Source organism: Cupriavidus sp. U2, assembly GCF_009663685.2.
GTDB classification, from domain to species: Bacteria; Pseudomonadota; Gammaproteobacteria; order Burkholderiales; family Burkholderiaceae; genus Cupriavidus; species Cupriavidus necator_C.
The window spans coordinates 51,650-69,384 of the sequence record NZ_RCOG02000036.1 but is presented as its reverse complement, the minus strand read 5'-3'; the positions used below and the strand labels follow the sequence as shown (position 1 = coordinate 69,384).

At 60.6% G+C, this 17,735-nt stretch carries 16 protein-coding genes and 4 pseudogenes; 6 read left to right on the top strand and 14 right to left on the bottom strand.

The features are described 5' to 3' along the window. The 9 genes and pseudogenes from D9X30_RS29170 to D9X30_RS29130 all read right to left on the bottom strand — a co-directional run. Positions 1-260: transposase (locus D9X30_RS29170; protein ID WP_502799700.1), on the bottom strand; the 260-nt coding region annotated here is incomplete at its 3' end. Between the two features lie 224 nt (positions 261-484). After that, positions 485-1,762: a type II toxin-antitoxin system HipA family toxin gene (locus D9X30_RS29165; RefSeq protein ID WP_153950422.1), complete on the bottom strand. Its 1,278-nt coding sequence runs from the start codon at positions 1,760-1,762 to the stop codon at positions 485-487. Beyond that, positions 1,762-2,130 (bottom strand): helix-turn-helix transcriptional regulator, encoded by a 369-nt coding sequence (locus D9X30_RS29160; RefSeq protein ID WP_228771153.1) that lies wholly within the window; start codon positions 2,128-2,130, stop codon positions 1,762-1,764. Before D9X30_RS29160 ends, D9X30_RS29165 begins: the two co-directional genes overlap by 1 nt. Before the next feature lie 786 nt (positions 2,131-2,916). Further along, positions 2,917-3,983 (bottom strand): annotated as a pseudogene (locus D9X30_RS29915) (porin). A 74-nt stretch (positions 3,984-4,057) separates the two neighbouring features. Continuing rightward, on the bottom strand, positions 4,058-4,582 hold the full coding sequence (locus D9X30_RS29150) for a gamma carbonic anhydrase family protein (protein WP_153950423.1): 525 nt from the start codon (positions 4,580-4,582) through the stop codon (positions 4,058-4,060). A gap of 17 nt (positions 4,583-4,599) precedes the next feature. Further along, entirely contained in the window at positions 4,600-5,571 is a 972-nt protein-coding gene (locus D9X30_RS29145; protein WP_153950424.1) for a tripartite tricarboxylate transporter substrate binding protein, read from the bottom strand. Positions 5,572-5,622: 51 nt separating this feature from the next. Continuing rightward, positions 5,623-6,390, bottom strand: a pseudogene (locus tag D9X30_RS29140) (CaiB/BaiF CoA transferase family protein); the annotation flags it as partial. Between the two features lie 11 nt (positions 6,391-6,401). Further along, positions 6,402-7,004, bottom strand: a pseudogene (locus D9X30_RS29135) (CaiB/BaiF CoA transferase family protein); the annotation flags it as partial. Positions 7,005-7,024: 20 nt separating this feature from the next. Beyond that, positions 7,025-7,997, bottom strand: a pseudogene (locus tag D9X30_RS29130) (hydroxymethylglutaryl-CoA lyase). 129 nt (positions 7,998-8,126) lie between these two features. On the opposite strand from D9X30_RS29130, the gene D9X30_RS29125 reads away from it, so the two are divergent. The 4 genes from D9X30_RS29125 to D9X30_RS29110 all read left to right on the top strand — a co-directional run bounded on the left by D9X30_RS29125 (position 8,127) and on the right by D9X30_RS29110 (position 10,947). Beyond that, entirely contained in the window at positions 8,127-9,059 is a 933-nt protein-coding gene (locus D9X30_RS29125; RefSeq protein ID WP_153950020.1) for a LysR family transcriptional regulator, read from the top strand. Between the two features lie 244 nt (positions 9,060-9,303). After that, positions 9,304-9,828 carry an AAA family ATPase gene (locus D9X30_RS29120; protein WP_153950021.1) on the top strand — a complete coding sequence of 175 codons (525 nt, stop codon included), beginning with the start codon at positions 9,304-9,306 and terminating at the stop codon, positions 9,826-9,828. A gap of 88 nt (positions 9,829-9,916) precedes the next feature. Beyond that, a complete protein-coding gene (locus D9X30_RS29115) occupies positions 9,917-10,387 on the top strand; it encodes a GNAT family N-acetyltransferase (protein WP_153950022.1) in 471 nt (156 codons plus the stop codon). Positions 10,388-10,743: 356 nt separating this feature from the next. Beyond that, positions 10,744-10,947, top strand: coding sequence for a hypothetical protein (locus D9X30_RS29110; protein WP_153950023.1), 204 nt, complete (start codon positions 10,744-10,746; stop codon positions 10,945-10,947). A gap of 635 nt (positions 10,948-11,582) precedes the next feature. On the opposite strand, the gene D9X30_RS29105 is transcribed toward D9X30_RS29110, so the two are convergent. From D9X30_RS29105 to D9X30_RS29090, 4 genes are all read right to left on the bottom strand, one after another. Further along, a complete protein-coding gene (locus tag D9X30_RS29105; RefSeq protein WP_153950024.1) occupies positions 11,583-11,819 on the bottom strand; it encodes a hypothetical protein in 237 nt (78 codons plus the stop codon). An 864-nt stretch (positions 11,820-12,683) separates the two neighbouring features. After that, complete coding sequence (locus tag D9X30_RS29100; RefSeq protein ID WP_153950025.1) at positions 12,684-12,926, bottom strand: hypothetical protein; 243 nt, start codon at positions 12,924-12,926, stop codon at positions 12,684-12,686. A gap of 125 nt (positions 12,927-13,051) precedes the next feature. Continuing rightward, on the bottom strand, positions 13,052-13,336 hold the full coding sequence (locus D9X30_RS29095; RefSeq protein ID WP_153950026.1) for a hypothetical protein: 285 nt from the start codon (positions 13,334-13,336) through the stop codon (positions 13,052-13,054). A 1,034-nt stretch (positions 13,337-14,370) separates the two neighbouring features. Beyond that, the gene (locus D9X30_RS29090) at positions 14,371-14,790 is read right to left on the bottom strand and encodes a response regulator (protein WP_153950027.1); all 420 of its coding nucleotides are present in this window, start codon (positions 14,788-14,790) and stop codon (positions 14,371-14,373) included. Positions 14,791-14,913: 123 nt separating this feature from the next. Between D9X30_RS29090 and D9X30_RS29085 the strand changes: the two genes are divergently transcribed. Continuing rightward, positions 14,914-16,029, top strand: coding sequence for a sensor histidine kinase (locus D9X30_RS29085; RefSeq protein ID WP_153950028.1), 1,116 nt, complete (start codon positions 14,914-14,916; stop codon positions 16,027-16,029). Positions 16,030-16,452: 423 nt separating this feature from the next. Further along, a complete protein-coding gene (locus D9X30_RS29080; protein ID WP_228771107.1) occupies positions 16,453-16,749 on the top strand; it encodes a hypothetical protein in 297 nt (98 codons plus the stop codon). Positions 16,750-16,756: 7 nt separating this feature from the next. Here D9X30_RS29080 and D9X30_RS29075 read toward each other — a convergent pair whose 3' ends face one another. After that, entirely contained in the window at positions 16,757-17,617 is an 861-nt protein-coding gene (locus D9X30_RS29075) for a transglutaminase-like domain-containing protein (RefSeq protein WP_153950029.1), read from the bottom strand. Between the last annotated feature and the right edge of the window lie 118 nt (positions 17,618-17,735).

Here is a 17,735-nt window from a genome sequence, read left to right as displayed (position 1 = left end):
GCGAGGCCGGGACCACAGCTGACCACAGCTTCGCCAGCGCTCACAGCGGCCAGGCTTCCTTCCTGGTACTGCTTGCGCCATGCGAACACCTGATTGGGATTGAGCCCATGCCGTCGGGCAACCGCCGAAACCGTGGCACCCGGCTCCATCGTTTCCTGAACGATGGCGAGCTTTTCTTGGACTGAACGGCGCCGCCGCCGCTCAGGTTCGGTAAGAATTTCGATGCTTTCCACGATTTGCCTAGGCTTGAAACTAGTCACAAGACTACCTCTTATTGTAAGAGGTGCCGGGTGTCCTGAGATTCAAGGGGCCGCTCCACTAAGCCCGTGCTTGGTCTCATAGTCGAATGCGTTGAGCGCGATTTTTTGAGCACTATCGCGATAAGCATTCTTATCACAATAGCATGGGTGACTACGCGAACCGCGGCGCGGTAATTTCAGTCTCAGTCGCTATCCGGGGCAAGGCGCCTGCCTCCCGGTTTCAATCAAAGATTGTCGTGAATCCACTCACTGAACGAGAAAGCAACCCGAGCGTCTGCAATCAGGCGGTCGAGCATGCCGACGTCCGTGGCGACAGGCCGGGCTGCATCTCTTAGCATCGATTCCCAGTGGCCTGCGATCAAATTGGCTGTGTCCTGAACCCACTCCTTGGCCACCTCGGCATTCATGCCGAAGTGGCTGGCGGCGTCAACCAACTGCCTCACGCCGGTTCGAGCGGAGCCGTCCGCGCTAGTGGCCATGGAAAGAATGGGCCCATCGGCAAGCGGTTGCGGACCGACGGACATGACAGGCGTGATATCAAATGCGGGAGCCAGGCGCCAACCGCGCTGGCCCTTGCCTTCGTGCAGCAGCCCGTGGTTGAGGGGATGATCGTCGGTATTGCCGACCAACGCGTTGAACGCCATACGCCGCCACAATTCGCACAGCTGGAGGCTCAAGTCCTCGCGCCCCCTGCACCAGATTCGCAACGCGTCACCAAAGTTCAGATACGAGCGGCGCGGATCGCCTCGGACAGCGTCCAGCGGCAGTCTGAGCACCGTATGCGCACTCGCGAAAAGGCGCCGTTGCGGCCGATAGGGATCTCCCGTGCGGTCGAATCGCTCGACGAGCAAAACCTGATGTGAACCGAACGTGTGCAGTACCACGGGAGCGACATCGAGGCCTGCCATCTTGGCCAAGGTCATGGTGACGAACTCGCGAGCAGGCATGGCGATCCGGTCGCCGCGATCCTGCATCTTCGCTAGCCACAGACGGCCAGCGTGCACGAGCGTCGCCTTTGGTCGCTCGCCCCCGGCGCTCGTATCGAGATCCTCGTTCAGACGCCGTAGCGCCCGACTTGCAGGCGCGATGTGATCCAACGTTTCTGCGAGCGGTTTAAGATCGTCTAATTCCTTTGGAACCCAAGCGAGCTTGCGCTCGATGTCTGCGCAGACCTCCAGCGCCCCCACACCATCCGGGACACCGCGTTCAAGTAGTTCAAGTGGGCTAAGGTCCTTTCCGGCGTGGGCGTTCAGCCTGTCTGCTCCATAGCCAGCAGGCTTGGCGTCCCTGATGACCCCCGGAAGCCCGTCTGCCGCAGACACGGCAATTCCACGTGCGCTGCGTACGAGACGCAGCTCGACCGGATCAAGAGGGATGGCCTCCGGGCGATCCAGATACTCTTTTCGATAATTGAACCTGGCGGCGCGCTCAACGGTGAGCTCGGCGATATGCGAGGGAGCGTCGTGGCCCGGGAGCCAGGCCCACACGGGCACGGTTGGCATCAGCGTCTGCCGACTTGTCGTTCGGCAAAGTTCAGGGCTTCCGGGTCCAGCCGCGGATCGAGCAACCCCTCCACTTGCTCAAGCAACTGCAGTCCCTGCAACACTTTTAGAAAGTTGCCGATGGAAACGCCGTCGCTCCCGTCTTCCAAAGACCTCAGGGTTGAGGGAGATACATCTGAAAGTGCTGCGAGCTGCTCTTGAGTCATTTCCCGCAGCTTTCGGGCAATGATCAGGCGCTGGCCGAGACGCTCAAGACATCCTTTCACGAGGATGGGAGTGTGTTTAGGGGGGCGACGTGGCGGCATGCCCCTACCGTAGGGGTCATTCGCCATAAAGTCAATGAAAAACGGCAAGAAATCCTGATCCATATGGTGCTAAGCGGGCGTGATCGGCGGACCTGAAAGGGCTCGGGAAACCGCCTGGGGTGGTCCCCCGCCATGCGGAACGACGGCAAACCTTATGTTTGGGGAACTGAAGCGCGAATTCGGTGAAACTCATGCTCGACCGAATGCAGGAAATCGAAGCCCTCCGACCGCGCAAGACGTCCCTGAAAAAGGCCAGTCCGATACCCGATGCGCGGATGCGAAAAGAATGGTTGCAGCATCCGGGCCAGCATGCCCAGGAACCCACGCACCCGTAGGACGTAAACGTCGCTGCCTCACATCTCACAGCGGATCAGAATCCAGCCCTTGCCTGCCCGCTTGATCACCTCGAGCCATTCTTGGTCAGATTGGCAATGACCAATTCGAACAGTTGAGCGTTGCCCAGCACGTGCAGGGGTGCAGAGCATCGAGCTGATTGCGCGTGATTCCTGACATCGCTCTGCGAGCCGGCCAGTTGAGCCATATGCGCATCAAAAGACACGTTAAGTGTCAGTGACGTCTTTAATTCCTGGCGGTTAATTGTCTTTTGTGGGAAGCGTAACGACTGACCGCATCGGCGTGACCCGACGAACTGATAATCACTCAACGTGAGTTCAAGCGATCAGGATACCGGGCTAAGTCTTTGTTTTTGCGACGCTTCTACTGGAAACGCAAAGTGCTTTATATTGCTATATTGCTTATTAAGCACGGCGACGTGCCGACCTTCCAAGCACATGCAAGCCAGCCACTCAGGGCAGACGAGGCACAGAAGGTCGGCGACGCTCCAAAGCCCTAGAAAATGTGCCTGATTCCCGCGACCACGCCGGTCTGATCGACACCGGGCGCCACCGATCCCCCGTTCACCACGCCGAGTGTAGAAGCCCCCTTGTTGTCCATGAATGAGGCGTTTAAGTAGAGGTCGGTGCGCTTCGACAAAGTGTAGGCGATTGCCAGGGCATAGCTCATGGCGTCGTTGGAAGAGTCGCGACGGTCAGTACGATAGACGCCAGCGCGCACCACGAAAACGGGCGTGAAGTTGTACGACCCGCCAATCCAGTAAAGATGGGCGCGCAGCGACGGCGTGGCTATCGTCCCCTGCAGGAACCGGTAACCTGCCGTCGCCGTGAACGCGCCGTCGGTCCAAAGCAATCCCGTGGCGTAGCGTCGTTCGAGGTTGCCTGCCGAAGCCCCCGAAGTACCTCGACGCTGGTCGTAGGCCAGCACCATACCGAGCTTGCCGATCGTATACGACGTGCCGGCACTGACCTCTTGGCCGATGCGCGGGTTCCCCGGCACTTCGCTGCCGTTGGCGATCGTGGCATCGTAGCCGGCGCTGTACATGCCGGTAATCGTCAGATTGCCAAAATTGCCGGTGTACTTGATCGCGTTGTCTGCACGGTCGCGAACTGCGCGTCCTGCGCCAGTAGGCCGTAGCTCGTGTAGCGCACGGGATCAAGCGGCACAAACAGGTCGTATAGCGTGTTGATCTGTCGGCCCAGCGAGATGAGTCCCCATTGATTCTGCAGACCCACGTAGGCTTGCCGTCCGAACAGGCGACCGCCCTGCCCGGACGTGCCGGTGTCGCTGTTGAAGCCGCTCTCCAGCACGAACACCGCTCCGAGGCCGCCGCCCAGATCCTCTTTTCCGCGAAGGCCCCAGCGCGATCCGGTCACGTTGCCCGGCGACAGGCGATACACCGAGCCGGCGCCGCCAGTACCGGCATGGTTCAGGAATTCGATGCCCGTGTCGACCAGGCCATACAACGTGACCGATGTCGATGCTTGCGCGTGGACCCCACTTGCACAAAGCGTGCAGGCGAGCGCCGCCGCACTGGCTGAAGCCAGCGTCTTGTAATGCATGTCACCTCCGTCTGGATGGAAAGTCCCGCGCCGGTCTGATTGCCGGCTGCGGTTGAAGCAAAAGATATCGCCGCTCAGGCGATGCGCTTCAATGTCGTCCGGTAGAGCGCAGCGCGCCGGGCATAGTCGTCGGCATTGGCGCGCAGGTTATTGACCTCTTCCTCCGTCAGCTCGCGGACTGCCTTGGCCGGTGCGCCAAGGATCAGCGAGCGCGGCGGAAATGTCTTACCTTCCGTCACCAGCGCGCCCGCCGCGACCAGCGATTCTGCACCGATGTTCGCGTTGTTGAGCACGATGGCTTGAATGCCGATCAGCGCGCCGTCGCCCACAGTGCAGCCATGCAGCATGGCCTGATGGCCCACGCTGACGCGTTCGCCGATCTGCAGCGGGCACCCTGGGTCGGTATGCAGCACGGCGCCTTCCTGGATGTTGCTGCCTGCGCCGATCCGGATGGCCTCGTTATCGGCGCGGATGACCGCCCCGGGCCAGACGCTGACGTCGCCGGCAAGTTCGGCGCGGCCGATGATGGTGGCTTCGCTGGCCACGAATGCGCTTTCGGCAATAGACGGCGCAAGTTCGCCAAGCTGGTAGATGGACATGTTCTCGGTGAGATGGATTATTCGACTTTGACGTTGGCCTTCTTCACCAGGCCGGCGTAACGGTCGGCTTCGGTACGGAAGTATTGGGCCGCCGCCTCCGGGGATCCGGGCTTGATGGCGGTTGCCTGCTTCTTCAGGGCTTCGACCACCTCGGGGCTCGAGAACGCCGTGGCAAAGGCATCGTGTACCCGCTTCACATCGGCGGGCTTCATGTTGCCTGGGCCGACGACGGCGAACCAGCCTTCGACGTGGTAATCGGGCAGGCCCTGCTCCGCGATAGTCGGCACATCGGGAGCCACGGGCGAGCGCGTATTGCCACACACGCCGATGGCACGCAATGTGCCGGCCTTCAGGTAAGGCAATGCGGCATTGAGTGCCACCACACCCATGTCCACCTGTCCGCCAAGCAGGTCGGTCACCATTGGGCCCGTTCCCTTGTACGGAATATGATTCGCCTTGACGCCGGCTTCGCTCAGGAACATCTCCCCTGCGAGGTGGATGATCGTGCCGTTCCCCGACGACGCATAGTTGTAGGCATCGGGCTTCGCCTTGAGCAGCGCCACCAGTTCCTTGACATTCTTCGCGGGGACTTTCGGATTGACCACCAGAACGAGCTGGGTGGCACCGATTACGCTGATCGGCGTCACGTCCTTGATCGGGTCGAAGGGCATCGACTTGAATACGCTCGGATTGATCACGTGATTGTTCGACACCAGTCCGAGCGTCAGGCCGTCAGGTTGCGCCTTGACCACGGCGGCCGCACCCGTGATGCCACCCGCTCCGGGCAGGTTCTCGATCACCACGGGTTGCCCCATGGCCTTGCCCAGCGCGGGGCCAGCGGTACGGGCGATGGCATCGACGCCGGAGCCCGCGCTGATCGGCAGGATCAGCCGCACCGGCTTGCCGACTTGAGCCAGCGCGGGCAACGCGGCGCAGAGTAGAAAGCCCGTGGCAGCCGCCACGGCCCTCCAGTAGGGGCGTGAAATCATGGTTGTCTCCGTCTTTTTTATGGGAACAGCGGTAAGGCAATTTGGCCTGGCTCAGTCACCTGGTCTTGGCATGCGTCCGAGCACTTCGTCGTTGTGCTCGCCGGCCCTGGGCAACGGATGCCTGACTCCCGGGCGCCTGCCGCCCATCAACAGCGGCAACAGGACCGTAGGCGCCATCGAGCCGTCGTCCATCTGCATCGGCACCAGCCCGCCACTTTCCTTCAGGTGTGGATCGTCGAGCAACTGGTCCGGGCGGACGATCGGCGCATAAGGGATGCCTGCGGCCTCGAGTTGGGGCATCAATGCTTCGGGGCGATGGTGCTGAAGAATGGTGCCCAGTTCTTCCAGCAACTGGGGCCGCACGGCCACACGGGACGCGTTATCGCGGTACTCGGGCCGGTGGACCAGTTCTGAATGCCCGAGCACGTGGCAGAGCGTAACGAACTGCTTGTCGCTGACCGCACCGATGAAGAGCTGCTCGCCGTCCGCCAGTGTGAAGACGTCATAGACGCTCCAGGCCGACACGCGCGAGGGCATCGGCGGCGGCGCTTCGCCCGTTATCGCGAACTGCTGCATATGCTGCGACGCCAGGAACACGCAGTTTTCGAACAGCGCGCTCTGGATCTCCTGACCACGGCCGGTACGATCACGTTCGCGCAGCGCGGCCAGCACGCCGATGGCGCCGAACATGCCGCCCATGATGTCGTTGACCGAAGTGCCCGCGCGCAGCGGCCGTCCTTTCGGCCCTGTCATGTAGGACAGGCCGCCCATCATCTGCACGACTTCATCGAGCGCCAGGCGTTTTTCGTACGGTCCGGGAGGAACACGCAGTTTTCGAACAGCGCGCTCTGGATCTCCTGACCACGGCCGGTACGATCACGTTCGCGCAGCGCGGCCAGCACGCCGATGGCGCCGAACATGCCGCCCATGATGTCGTTGACCGAAGTGCCCGCGCGCAGCGGCCGTCCTTTCGGCCCTGTCATGTAGGACAGGCCGCCCATCATCTGCACGACTTCATCGAGCGCCAGGCGTTTTTCGTACGGTCCGGGCAGGAAGCCCTTGTGGGAAACGTAGATCAGGTGCGGGTACCTTGCGGACAACGTTGCGTAGTCGAGACCGAGCTTTTCCATCAGGCCGGGCCGGAAGTTTTCCAGCAGCACATCGCTCTGCCCGGCCAGTTCGGCCGCGGCCGCGCGCCCTTCTTCGGTCGTGATGTCCAGCACCACGCTCTTCTTGTTGCGGTTGAAGGCACGGAAAAAGCCGATGCCCAGCCCGGGCAGATTGCGGGTCTTGTCACCACCGGGCGGCTCCACCTTGATGACCTCGGCGCCCAGGTCGGCCAGGATCATGCCGCAGGTGGGCCCCATCACCATGTGGGTAAATTCGACGACGCGGATGCCGGCCAACGGCAGCGATGGGTTCTCTTGTTGCATGGTACGGTCCAGGATGTCGATCAAGCCACCGCGCGATGGGCGCCGGCAGCAAAGGTTTTGGGCAATCCAGCGCGCCAGAGCGTGCCGTGCAGCGTTTCCCCGGCAAGCCAGCCTTTCACCTGCTGTCGCAATGCCAGCAGTGCATCGATATCGACGCCGGTCTCGATGCCCATGCTGCCGAGCATGTAGGCCAGGTCTTCGGTCGTCACGTTGCCGCTGGCGCCGGGCGCGTGCGGGCAGCCGCCGATGCCGGCCAGGCAGGCATCGAATCGCGTGACACCGGTTTGCATGGCCGCCAGCACATTGGCCAGGCCCAGTCCGCGCGTATCGTGGAAATGGCCGCACCAGAAGCGGTCGCCGGCAATCGCCACGGCGCGCTCGAACAGTTCACGGACCATGCGCGGATCGGCGTAGCCCACCGTGTCGGCCAGGCTCACGCGATCGGCGCCCGCGTCGAGCAGCGCCTGCATCAGCCGCAGCACTTCATCGGGCTCCACGCGACCCTGTAGCGTGCAGCCAAAGGCCGTGCCCACGCCACCTTCGATAAGCGTCCTCGACCCCGCGGCGTCGCGCGCCGCGCGGATACGTGCCACCTCGGCCACCACGTCGTTGGGGGTCTTACGCAGATTGGCAAGGCTATTGCGCGTGGCTGGCGGACAACGGCACGATCATCAGGTCGGCACCGCTGGCGATGGCATCCTGGGCGCCGCGCAGGTTGGGCACGAGCACCGAGACGAACAGCCCCGGCAGCGTGCGGGCGAACGCCACCAGCTCGGCGGTATCGGCCAGTTGCGGCAACAGTCGTGCGGGGACGAATGAGCCCACCTCCATCTCGCGCTGGCCTGCCGCGTGGGCAGCACGAATCCAGCGCTTCTTGTGTTCGGTGGGGACGATGGTCTGAATACTCTGCAGCCCGTCACGCAATCCGACTTCCCGGACGACGGCGCGCGACGGCCAGGCGGCCGGTTTCTGGTGATGCGATGCAGGGGTCATGGCTTGCGGCGGGACGCCGGGAAGAGACACGTGATAACTGCCACTCTATGCCGTTCCAAAAACAATCGGAAGCGATCTTCCGCCATCGCTATCGTTCCATATCGGAATGTTTGAGCCTACAATCCGGGCATGCGAGATCTCGACCTGACCACCCTCCGGCTATTCGTCGCCGTGTGCGAAACCCAGAACATCGCGCGCGCCGGCGAGCAGCAACATATCGTGGCGTCCGCAATCAGCAAGCGGCTGGCGCAGCTTGAGGAGACGGTCGGCACAAGCCTGCTGGACCGTCGCCGCCGTGGCGTGGTGCCTACCGCCGCCGGCGAAATTGTGCTGACTCATGCACGCGCAATGCTGGCCGCAGCCGACCGCGTGTCGCGCGACATGGCTGACTTTGGCTCGGGCATTCGGGGTCAGGTGCGCCTGCTGGCGACGGTATCGTCGATGGCGGAATCGCTGCCGGACGACATCGCTGCCTTCCTGCAGATCCCGGGTCATCAGGATGTGGGTGTCACGATCGAGGAAAGCCTGAGCATCGACGTTGTGCGGTCGCTCCGCGAAGGCTCGGCACCACTAGCGATTTGCTGGGATGCGGCCGATCTGGAAGGATTTCAGACCCGCCCGTATCGGGCAGACCATCTGGCAGCGATCCTCCATGGTTCGCATGCGCTCGCCCGGGCTGACAATTGCGCGTTCGCCCAGACGCTGGATCATCGGCATATCGGCATGCCGGCGCAAACAGCCGTCCAGACCATGCTGAATCGACATGCCGCAATTCTTGGCCGACGTATCGACTACCGGGCAGTCGTATCCACATTCGATGCCGCCCTGCGCTGCGTTCGCGCAAATCTGGGATTGGCCATCATCCCGCAGGAGATAGCGGAACCCGTTGCACAGGCACTTGGTATTCGCGCAATCCCCTTGCGCGACGATTGGGCCCGCCGCCGGTTTGCCATTTGCTCGCGCGACTTCGATACGCTGTCGCCGGTCGGAAAGATGCTGGTGGATTTTCTCGAGGCTCGGGCAAATCCACAGACTGGCGTTACGCAAGCTGGAGATTCGTGAGGCGCCCTTCGTGGCATCGATTCAGGGGAAGGACTGCGAGCGGCCCATGAGCAGTCAGTCGGAACGTTGTCCTAATCAACACGGGGCAATCCATGAAGGCGGCGGGGCGGTGCCCATACGAGATTCGGCGTAGTCATGTCAAAAGTTTCGCCGGCATTAATTAGAAGCCGCAGGATCCGGATGCTTCGTAGCCACGACAGCACATCGATATAATCGGCCCTTCACTTCAATTCCGATTGCTGGCATGTATATCCTGATCACAGGGGCGGCGGGCTCCGGCACATCAACGTTGGCTACCGCCCTTGGCGAAGCTGCCCACGCGCGTGTCCTCGAAACCGACGACTATTTCTGGCGCCCCACCGATCCACCGTACCAACAGAAGTTCGGAGCCGAGGAACGCTGCTCCTTACTGCTGAACGACTTGCACACGAGTCCCGAAGCTGTCGTGGCGGGCGCTGTAATCCATTGGGGCCAAGAACTTGAGAATGCTTTTGATCTTGTGGTCTTTCTCTACCTTCCCACCGCTATCCGTCTAGCTCGGCTCAAGCTGCGTGAAGAGCGCCGCTTTGGGCAGGCTGATCCGGAATTTATGGCGTGGGCCACCCAGTATGACGCTGGCACTGCAGAAGGTCGTAGTCTTGAACGCCACAGGCAGTGGATGAAGAAGCTGAATTGCCCTGTGCTCTGCTTGGAGCGCGACGAGTCGGTAGAAAGCAGGCTACAGAGCGTTCTCGCAGCCCGAAACGCCATCATCCAAGGAAGCCATTAGATATGAACAGCCAATCTCGTTTTAGCATTTTTAACCACGAAATCGACACGGACGCAAAGGTGGTCCGGTCATTTCAGTGTTATCCGTTATGAACAAGGCGCGCCTCGCTCTCAGCGTCGTCCATGCAACGATTGAACAGGCTGAAATCTTGGGGACGTTACTGCGCGATTGTCTTATCGAACTTGGCGCGAGCACTGAGTACCCGTATCTGCCGTTGTACTGGGAAGAAGCAGGTCGCAAGCCATATCTCTTCTTTATAGAAGGCAGAGTTGCTGGCTTTGCGCTCGTTCGCGAGGTGGCGAGATCCGTGCAGGAAATGGCCGAATTTTGGGTGGCTCCTGCCTATCGGCGCGCTGGCATCGGTCGGGCAGCGGCCATAGAGCTTTTTCGAGCACATCCAGGTGAGTGGGTCGTTTCAAGTTACCCTGGCAATGTGGCGGCGGAGGTGTTTTGGCGGGAAGTGATACCCGAGAACGGACGCTCCGAACACGCGGAAGGTAATGGGTCCGTCTACCGCTTCGTCACGACGGATAACATGCCTATCGATCGGACCACCTAAAGCGGACCTCATTTTCACGTTAATTGTCCTCTTTCTTCTGCGGTTTAGGAACTAGATTGCTCGGCTTCAAAGTGGCGACTCCTTTGACCACGAGTCGCAGACCGCTTAGGGTCGACGAGAGACGACCGTAGCCTGGTGCCGGGTAGTCGACCGGGTCCCGGCAAGCAGCCGTCATCCATCGGGCCCGCTTCCTATTGCCGCCATGGATGGGCAGGAGAGGACTGCGCCCGCAGCAGGCCAAAGAGGTTCAGCGATCGCCAAGCGGCAATCTATAGTAGAGGCATGTCCTTCAACCGACAGCGTTCGTCGCCCCCTGCCGTGGACCCCACCCGCCCGATGCCCATTACGAAATGGGCGTGCAGCACGTCGCCCTGTGCCGCGCCATGATCAGGCGACAGATCACGCTGATCCGCCGGCTGCAGCGGCGTGCCGAGGATACGGGCAATGCCACAAAACTGCCGGCCTCGCTTCTCGACTCACTGACGTCCGAGCGCGAGCATCTCAGGCTGATCCAGCAAATGTGCCACATGCCGCGCAACCCTAGCCTGATCGCCGTTTGAGCCGCACCAGCTCGGAATAGCTGCGCCGCAGATGGTGCAACACCTGCATGGCCAGTGCGACCTCGCCCCCGTCGTGCTGCGCCTGCCTGACCCGCACGACCTACTGGCGCATACGCGTTCGCGAGCGGGCCACAGGTTCATCCATGCTATCGTCGGTGGAAAAGGTGCGGCTGCGTTGCATGCGAGAATTTCTTAATGTAGGTTTCGGCGTGCCGGCTGTACCGGGCCGTGCCGGCATCCATGAGAATGCGCGTCTCCACGGACAACAAGACTCGATGGACCTGCGCCCGGCTTGAGCTTTAGTGCATCCAAAAGCGTCAGCACCGAGGCGACGGGCCGGGCCAGCGCGCTGCGCGCGCCTAGGAAGCGCCCGTTCAAATGTCCCCAAGCCAGCCGTCCGCTGCAATCCCCGCACGTTGGACGGAAGCCTGTTCGGCCGCGCGCTGGTTGTCATACCCCGACAAGGAAAAATATGGCCCGCACAGCCGCACCCGGTCCTCATTCTCCAGCGTCGCCTCGTAGCCCCAACGTATCCACCCGCTCCGACCGACTGGGCGGGACCGAGGTGTTGCTCAGCTTCGATCAGCACTTCATATTTACCAATCGTGACGCGTCGTTGCATATCTGACCCCCGCTCATTCATCCGGCCCAAGAATAACGTCCACGGCGGCCCGTCCTGCCAACTCCGCCACCAGGTAAGCCCAACGTCTGGAGTACGGCCCGCCAAAGACTTTGATTCGCTTGCCAATCGCTGCGACGCCTGGCGGACTCATGGGTCCCTCAACCTGGAACCAGACGTCGAACATGTCTTTGGATGCCAGATTGAGATCGACATGGATATCGAATCCACGGTACTCCGTCACGCGATCCATAGCCATCTTCACCTTCTAGGAGTTTTTTTCAATGTAGTACCACGACCAGTATGGATTGAAGTTGATGTGAGTCCGGAGCAGTAGGATCCCACCATAGGTACCTGGGGATTCGGCCGCCAAACTTCTTTCTCGATCAGGCTGCAAAACATACGTTTGCGGGGCCGCATCGGCACGTCCGATCCGAAGCGGCAATCATATCCATCTGAAATTCGGCATCAGGTCACTATGCGCGCAGTTCGCTTACGATCTCCTTCAGGGCTTCCTTCGATCGCGATTCGCAACTGGCGATCCATCAGCAACTGGCCGGGTGCCCTTCGCGCATTCTGCCGCCACAGTGCAAAGCGGCCGATCCTGGCGCCGACCAATCCGCCGACCCACCATCCGATCATCGCGCCAAGCATGACAGCGCCAACATACGCCACGGCAGGGGTGCTAGCGCCGGCCGAAACGCCGTATCCGAAGATGACAAGCGAGCCGACAATCGCGCCGACGAAGATTCCTGTGATCGCCGCCTTCGCGGTACGTGGTCTGAGCGACGTCGTTCCTCGGCAATCCCTCGATGGGTGGATTGTCGCGCTGGACAAACCACGGCCCTGCGACGAGTGCCGGGGTACTGGCCAGATTGCCCAGTCGCGCGCTGGCCTTATCTCTCAGACTAAAATACAGCAGCGTACGCACGAAATACCTCACGCAATCTCAGTTTCCATTTCCCGCGAGCCGGCGGATGCTTGCTTGACGGCTGCGGCCCATGCTACTGATGGCCCTGGTCCGGGGTGCAGGACGGTGACCGCAGGTCTGGCCAGCCTTCGTCGGGATGCGAGACATTCCAGGTCATAACTCTCTGATCGTATCGCGGCCAGTGCGTTAGATCCCTTCGTCCGGTATGTTGTACAGTTCGCGCAGCCGATTTTCAAAGGGGCGGATCGCCTCTAGGCATGCAGCGCTGTTGCCACCTTCCATCGTTGACAGACTCCAGTTGCAACCGCCTGCGTCGGCGGAATGCCATAACACGTCACCGAAGCAGGCACCTTCACATTCAGAAAACTTTGCCTGTTCCGCACGAAGCATGGCGCGCAATTCGGCCTTGTTCTTGAGCTGTCTCGACATAGAGTCTTTCTCCTTCTTCTCAAACCAACGCTTTTCGTATGGCCGCTTGGGCGCTGGGTCACCCGATCAGCGATGGTCCAGCATGTTGGCCCGGCCCGGTAAGCATGGCAAGCGGCATCCATGTTTCAAAGGCCCGCCAGCGATTCGCCGGTGACCAGTCCTTCGATGATGTCCGCCCCGTGCTGGACCGCTGCGCGCTTCGCCACACCCAAATCGGCCCACTGTGCGTCCGGCACTTGGAAGACCCGCCCGCTGTCGGCCGTCGGCGCGAACCCCTCCCGGCAGATCACTACGGAGGCGCTGTAGCTGCGATCCGGCCGTCGTTCATGCCATTCACGCGGCGGATCGTATTTGTAGACTAGCGGGTAAATGTCGAAGCCTTTGCTGTTTGCTGCCGGATAAGTGTCCATGCCATGCTCCCAATGGGTAGGCTACCCACTCTACGCCGATTGTCATTGACCGCTCGCATTTATTTCTTTGGCCCCGGCGCGCCCTAGAAGGACGATGTAGGACAACGACCGACATCTCTCGAAGATGTCCCCCTCCAGCATGACAGTGTCTCGCAAATGCGTGCGACACCGGCTAACCACAGCATCGAGCAACTCACCGGGGCGTAGCTCTTGACCGATCCAGCAGACTCGACCGCGCAAGGCTATCGCGGGCTAGTACTGTCCGTGCAAGTTTTTCTTGACGACTCCGATCCCGCGAAATTCAGGACTGGCTGGGGCTATGAGATCTCCGTCGAGGAGGTGCAGCACAGCACACGTGTTTGGGGACCCCTTCACTCATGCACCCATATAAGTCGCATGACGGCGCCACTTCGTGGTGAGATGGCGTTCCGCTAGCGACTCGTCGTTGCTTACCAGGTAGATTGCGTCTGTGCCGCACCAGATCCGAATAGCTTCGTCGCAGGTAGCGAAGCACCTCCACCGCTAACGCGACGTCTCCCGCTTCGCGCCTGGTCTGTCGGATCCGCTGGACCTGCTGGCGAATCCGCCTTCTGCTTGGCGCCGACTGCGCATCCAGATGCGCTCCCCGTGCCCTGATAAAGACGTCGTGCATGTATTGCATCGTCGCCTCTCCTCGAATTCTTCGAGGAGGGTACTCAATTGTCGGCGCGGCGATTTTGTCCAGAATGTGTGGAATTCGGACGATGCGCTATCACCGCAGAACACAACGGGTGGGGTCTGCCCGGCATTCCCTTGACGACAGTATTTCCGCCGTCGCTGGATGCTCCCATTGGCTCGTGCCCGCAATATGACTGCCGGCAGGTTCTCACGACAAACTCAGCTTCATCAAGCGCACAACTGAGAGATAACTGAGAAGGCTTGCGACAATTCGACGGGGGAAAGCCGTCGAACCGATACAGCCGGACGGAGACTTGCATAGATCCGTTGAGTTGAGCGCACGCGCAGTCCTTACACATAACCGAACATTCATCCCGTCACATGCTCCGCCTTGAGCGGGGCGAGAGGCACGTGGCGCCAGAGCCGATGCCCGTCACTATTGCAGCGTGGACAGCAGGCAGATCGGCGGGCTTTACAAAATGATGATCGAACCCAGCTCTGATTGATTCATCCTGCTCCCAAGGTGATGTCAAAGCAGTTATCGCCACCAGTAAAGGGGCCGGCACGAATTTTAGGCGCCGGATCTCCCTTGCCACCGCGCGCCCGTCCAAACCGGGCATCTGAACGTCGAGAACAACAGCGTCCGGGCGCCACGCACAGTACTCCACGAGGGCGTCCGCGCCGACCCCTTTTGTGCGGGTTTCGTAACCTTGAGCGCCGAAGAACAACTCGTATGCTTCCAATGCATTGGGGTCATCGTCCGCGATTAGAACACGCACAGCGCTTGGGATAGGCATAAGGTTCTCCAATTACCTACTCTACGCAATAGATGTACCCGACAAAAATCAGGCAGCAGTTTTGCACCCTGGATTTCGCAAAAATGCGCTATGGGATGCGTTTTCCGTCCTTCGGGAGCAGACATGCGATTAGCCGACTTTATCCTCCGCCGTACGGACGCCATTCTGTCGGAGTGGGAAGCATTTGCGCGCACCTTGTTACCGGCAGCCGCAGATATGAGACCGCTGGCCCTACGGGACCATGCGCCGCAGATTCTGGTGGCCGTGGCCAAGGATCTGTCTCATGCTCAAAGCAGAAAAGAACAGTTTGAAAAGTCCACGGGGCACGCGCCAAAACTGGCCGGTGCGCCAGAGACCGCCGCCCAGATGCATGCCCTTCTGCGCGCGCGAAGCGGTTTCGATATCAATCAGATGGTTGCTGAGTACCGCGCCCTCCGCGCGAGCGTTCTCCGACTGTGGATAGACGAGTCCGCGCCTGACAGTCATCGAGAGGACGATATGATCCGTTTCAACGAGGCCATCGATCAGGCGATCGCTGAATCGGTAGACTTCTTCAGCATGCAAGTAGACTTGGCCCGTAATTTGTTCCTCGGAATGTTGGGGCATGACATGCGCAGTCCACTTCAGACTATCCAGACGACAGCGTCGTATTTGGCAGCGTTGAATGCGGGCGAACAAGTGACGGGAGCAGCGTCCCGCTTGATCAGAAGCGGAGCTCGCATGCAGGCGCTGCTAGACGACATGGTCGATTTCAACCGAACCAAACTCGGTCTCGGTATCAATATCGCGCCGAGCGATATTGATCTGGGCCAGTTAATTGGAGATACGCTGGACCAGTTGCGGATAGTACATCCTGAGCACCGGATCGAGCTGGGCGTGGTCGGCCACTGCAGAGGCGTCTGGGATGGTCAACGTCTGCAGCAATTGGTGGGCAACCTGGTACTAAACGCGATTAAGTACGGAGCGCAAAACGCGCCCGTGCATGTCACAGTGACTGACAAGGGATCGGAAGTCCTATTGGAAGTGAAGAACACTGGTACCCCTATTGAGCGTTCAGCTTTCGACCTTATTTTTCACCCGCTCCATCGCGGCCCGAACCAAGGCACAAATGCCGACGGCAGCCTGGGGCTCGGACTGTATATCGCGCGGGAGATTGCCAAGGCACATGGAGGCGAAATTAAAGCGCGATCCGACGCGGCAGAAACGGTGTTCTCTGTCACCCTACCTCGTAGCAAATAGCGCGCATTCGCTTCGGCTCGGCCGCCAAAGGGGAACGGCCGAGGGCCCGCCGATCGATAGAGTGATGCGTTAGCGCACTTCGAAAGACCCAATGGCTGGAGGTGGAGCGTCCAAGTCCATCCACCCCTCCCCAGCCAGTCCTCTCGACTCCGAGTGATATATCCCTTTTCGCCCAACAAGCGCGTATGCGGGGACTGCCAATCGGCAACAAATGCATTGGGAGTGGACCATGGCGAAAAGCCAACGCGGAAACCGTGAAGCAAAGAAGCCGAAACAGCCCAAAAAAAGCCGGTCGGCGCAGCAACCGCGCGCCGCGCTCGGGCATCGGCAACGACGGTGTAGGCAAGCGGAAGTCGTAATCAGGACTAGCTACTGACGCGGCACCGTCCCCTGAAAGAAGCCGACCGCTGAGGAAGGCACATCATGATCCATCAAGACTTTGGCTCGACATTCCTGGGGCTGCCACTTACCCCCCGGGCAGCGATCGCAAGTTCGTCACTATCAGGCGCGGCAGGGCCTGCCATGGGATACCTCGGAATTGCTGGAGATGCTGGCGGATATGTTGCTGCCACTCATCATCGAGGATGGCGACGCGGGGCACCCCGCTGGAACGCGTCGCTGCAGCGGAACGTGCCGCAGCGTTCTTTCGATGAAGCCATGGAACCGACCGAGTGGAACGCCGCGATGGAACCAGAGAGCATGAAAGACGGTCAGCGCTGAGCGCAGTTCACCAAGTCGAGATGGCGCGGGTTGTGGCAAGCGGCATGCCAATGCCGGCGGCAGAATCGGTCAGCGCCTCGATTTCGATGTAGGGCCGCTCCGACTCGACCTTGCCGAATATCGCGGCAAAGGGAACATCGGCGGCATCCCGGCCGGTGCCGATGCGCAGCAGGCCGGTCGGAATGGACACCCCCGACGGATCAAGCAAATACCAGCCGTTCGAGAGATACACCTCTACCACCGCATGGAAATCGGGTGGACCCATCGCCGGATCCGCGCCATAGTCCAGGCTGCTGGAAATACGGGCCGGGATGCTCAGCGCGCGACAGATGGCGATCATCAAATGAGCGAAATCCCGGCACACCCCCGTACGCTCCACGAGCGTATCGATCGCCGATGTCCGCTCGTTGGTCGACCGTGAAAGAAAGCGCACATGGTTGCGCACCCACTCCCTTATCGCATACACGCGCGGGTAGCCCTGCCGCATGCTGCCAAACTCGCGCATCGCAAATTCCATCATGCGGTCAGATTCGCAATAACGGCTCGGGGACAGGTAGGGCAGCACTTCGAAAGGCAGGTCGGCGACCGCGACCTGCGATAGCGTTTCGCCATCATCGAGCCGATGCTCGATCTCCACCACGGCCTCATACCGAATTCCCAAGCGGCCCTTGTTCGCCCGAATGCGCAGCATACGGTTGCACAGGAGAGGGTCAGTGTAGCGTGTGGCGGGTATCTCTGGCGAGATCACGAGGTGTTCGGAGACTATCGACTGTCGGCATGTCCTCGCCGCTTCGATGCACAAAATGAAGTCGGCCGTGGGATCCGCGATCTCGTAGGACAAGTTCACCAAGTATCGGATGCGGTTCATAGTTGACCTTGCGTTCCAGGCGGAAGCGTAGAGCGTCCGCCCCGCACGTATCGAGACGGCGATAACAGTGTACCGCTACCTTGCCTTCCTCCGCGCTTTGGTCTTGCGGACTTCTTCG

Bases quoted from the DNA above. Each gene is read 5' to 3' on its own strand.
- D9X30_RS29100 (WP_153950025.1), bottom strand. From the start codon at position 12,926: ATGTCGAGACAGCTCAAGAACAAGGCCGAATTGCGCGCCATGCTTCGT.
- D9X30_RS29160 (WP_228771153.1), bottom strand. From the start codon at position 2,130: ATGGATCAGGATTTCTTGCCGTTTTTCATTGACTTTATGGCGAATGAC.
- D9X30_RS29105 (WP_153950024.1), bottom strand. From the start codon at position 11,819: ATGGATCGCGTGACGGAGTACCGTGGATTCGATATCCATGTCGATCTC.
- D9X30_RS29150 (WP_153950423.1), bottom strand. From the start codon at position 4,582: ATGTCCATCTACCAGCTTGGCGAACTTGCGCCGTCTATTGCCGAAAGC.
- D9X30_RS29075 (WP_153950029.1), bottom strand. From the start codon at position 17,617: ATGAACCGCATCCGATACTTGGTGAACTTGTCCTACGAGATCGCGGAT.
- D9X30_RS29145 (WP_153950424.1), bottom strand. From the start codon at position 5,571: ATGATTTCACGCCCCTACTGGAGGGCCGTGGCGGCTGCCACGGGCTTT.
- D9X30_RS29080 (WP_228771107.1), top strand. From the start codon at position 16,453: ATGATCCATCAAGACTTTGGCTCGACATTCCTGGGGCTGCCACTTACC.
- D9X30_RS29090 (WP_153950027.1), bottom strand. From the start codon at position 14,790: ATGCCTATCCCAAGCGCTGTGCGTGTTCTAATCGCGGACGATGACCCC.
- D9X30_RS29115 (WP_153950022.1), top strand. From the start codon at position 9,917: ATGAACAAGGCGCGCCTCGCTCTCAGCGTCGTCCATGCAACGATTGAA.
- D9X30_RS29120 (WP_153950021.1), top strand. From the start codon at position 9,304: ATGTATATCCTGATCACAGGGGCGGCGGGCTCCGGCACATCAACGTTG.
- D9X30_RS29125 (WP_153950020.1), top strand. From the start codon at position 8,127: ATGCGAGATCTCGACCTGACCACCCTCCGGCTATTCGTCGCCGTGTGC.
- D9X30_RS29095 (WP_153950026.1), bottom strand. From the start codon at position 13,336: ATGGACACTTATCCGGCAGCAAACAGCAAAGGCTTCGACATTTACCCG.
- D9X30_RS29165 (WP_153950422.1), bottom strand. From the start codon at position 1,762: ATGCCAACCGTGCCCGTGTGGGCCTGGCTCCCGGGCCACGACGCTCCC.
- D9X30_RS29085 (WP_153950028.1), top strand. From the start codon at position 14,914: ATGCGATTAGCCGACTTTATCCTCCGCCGTACGGACGCCATTCTGTCG.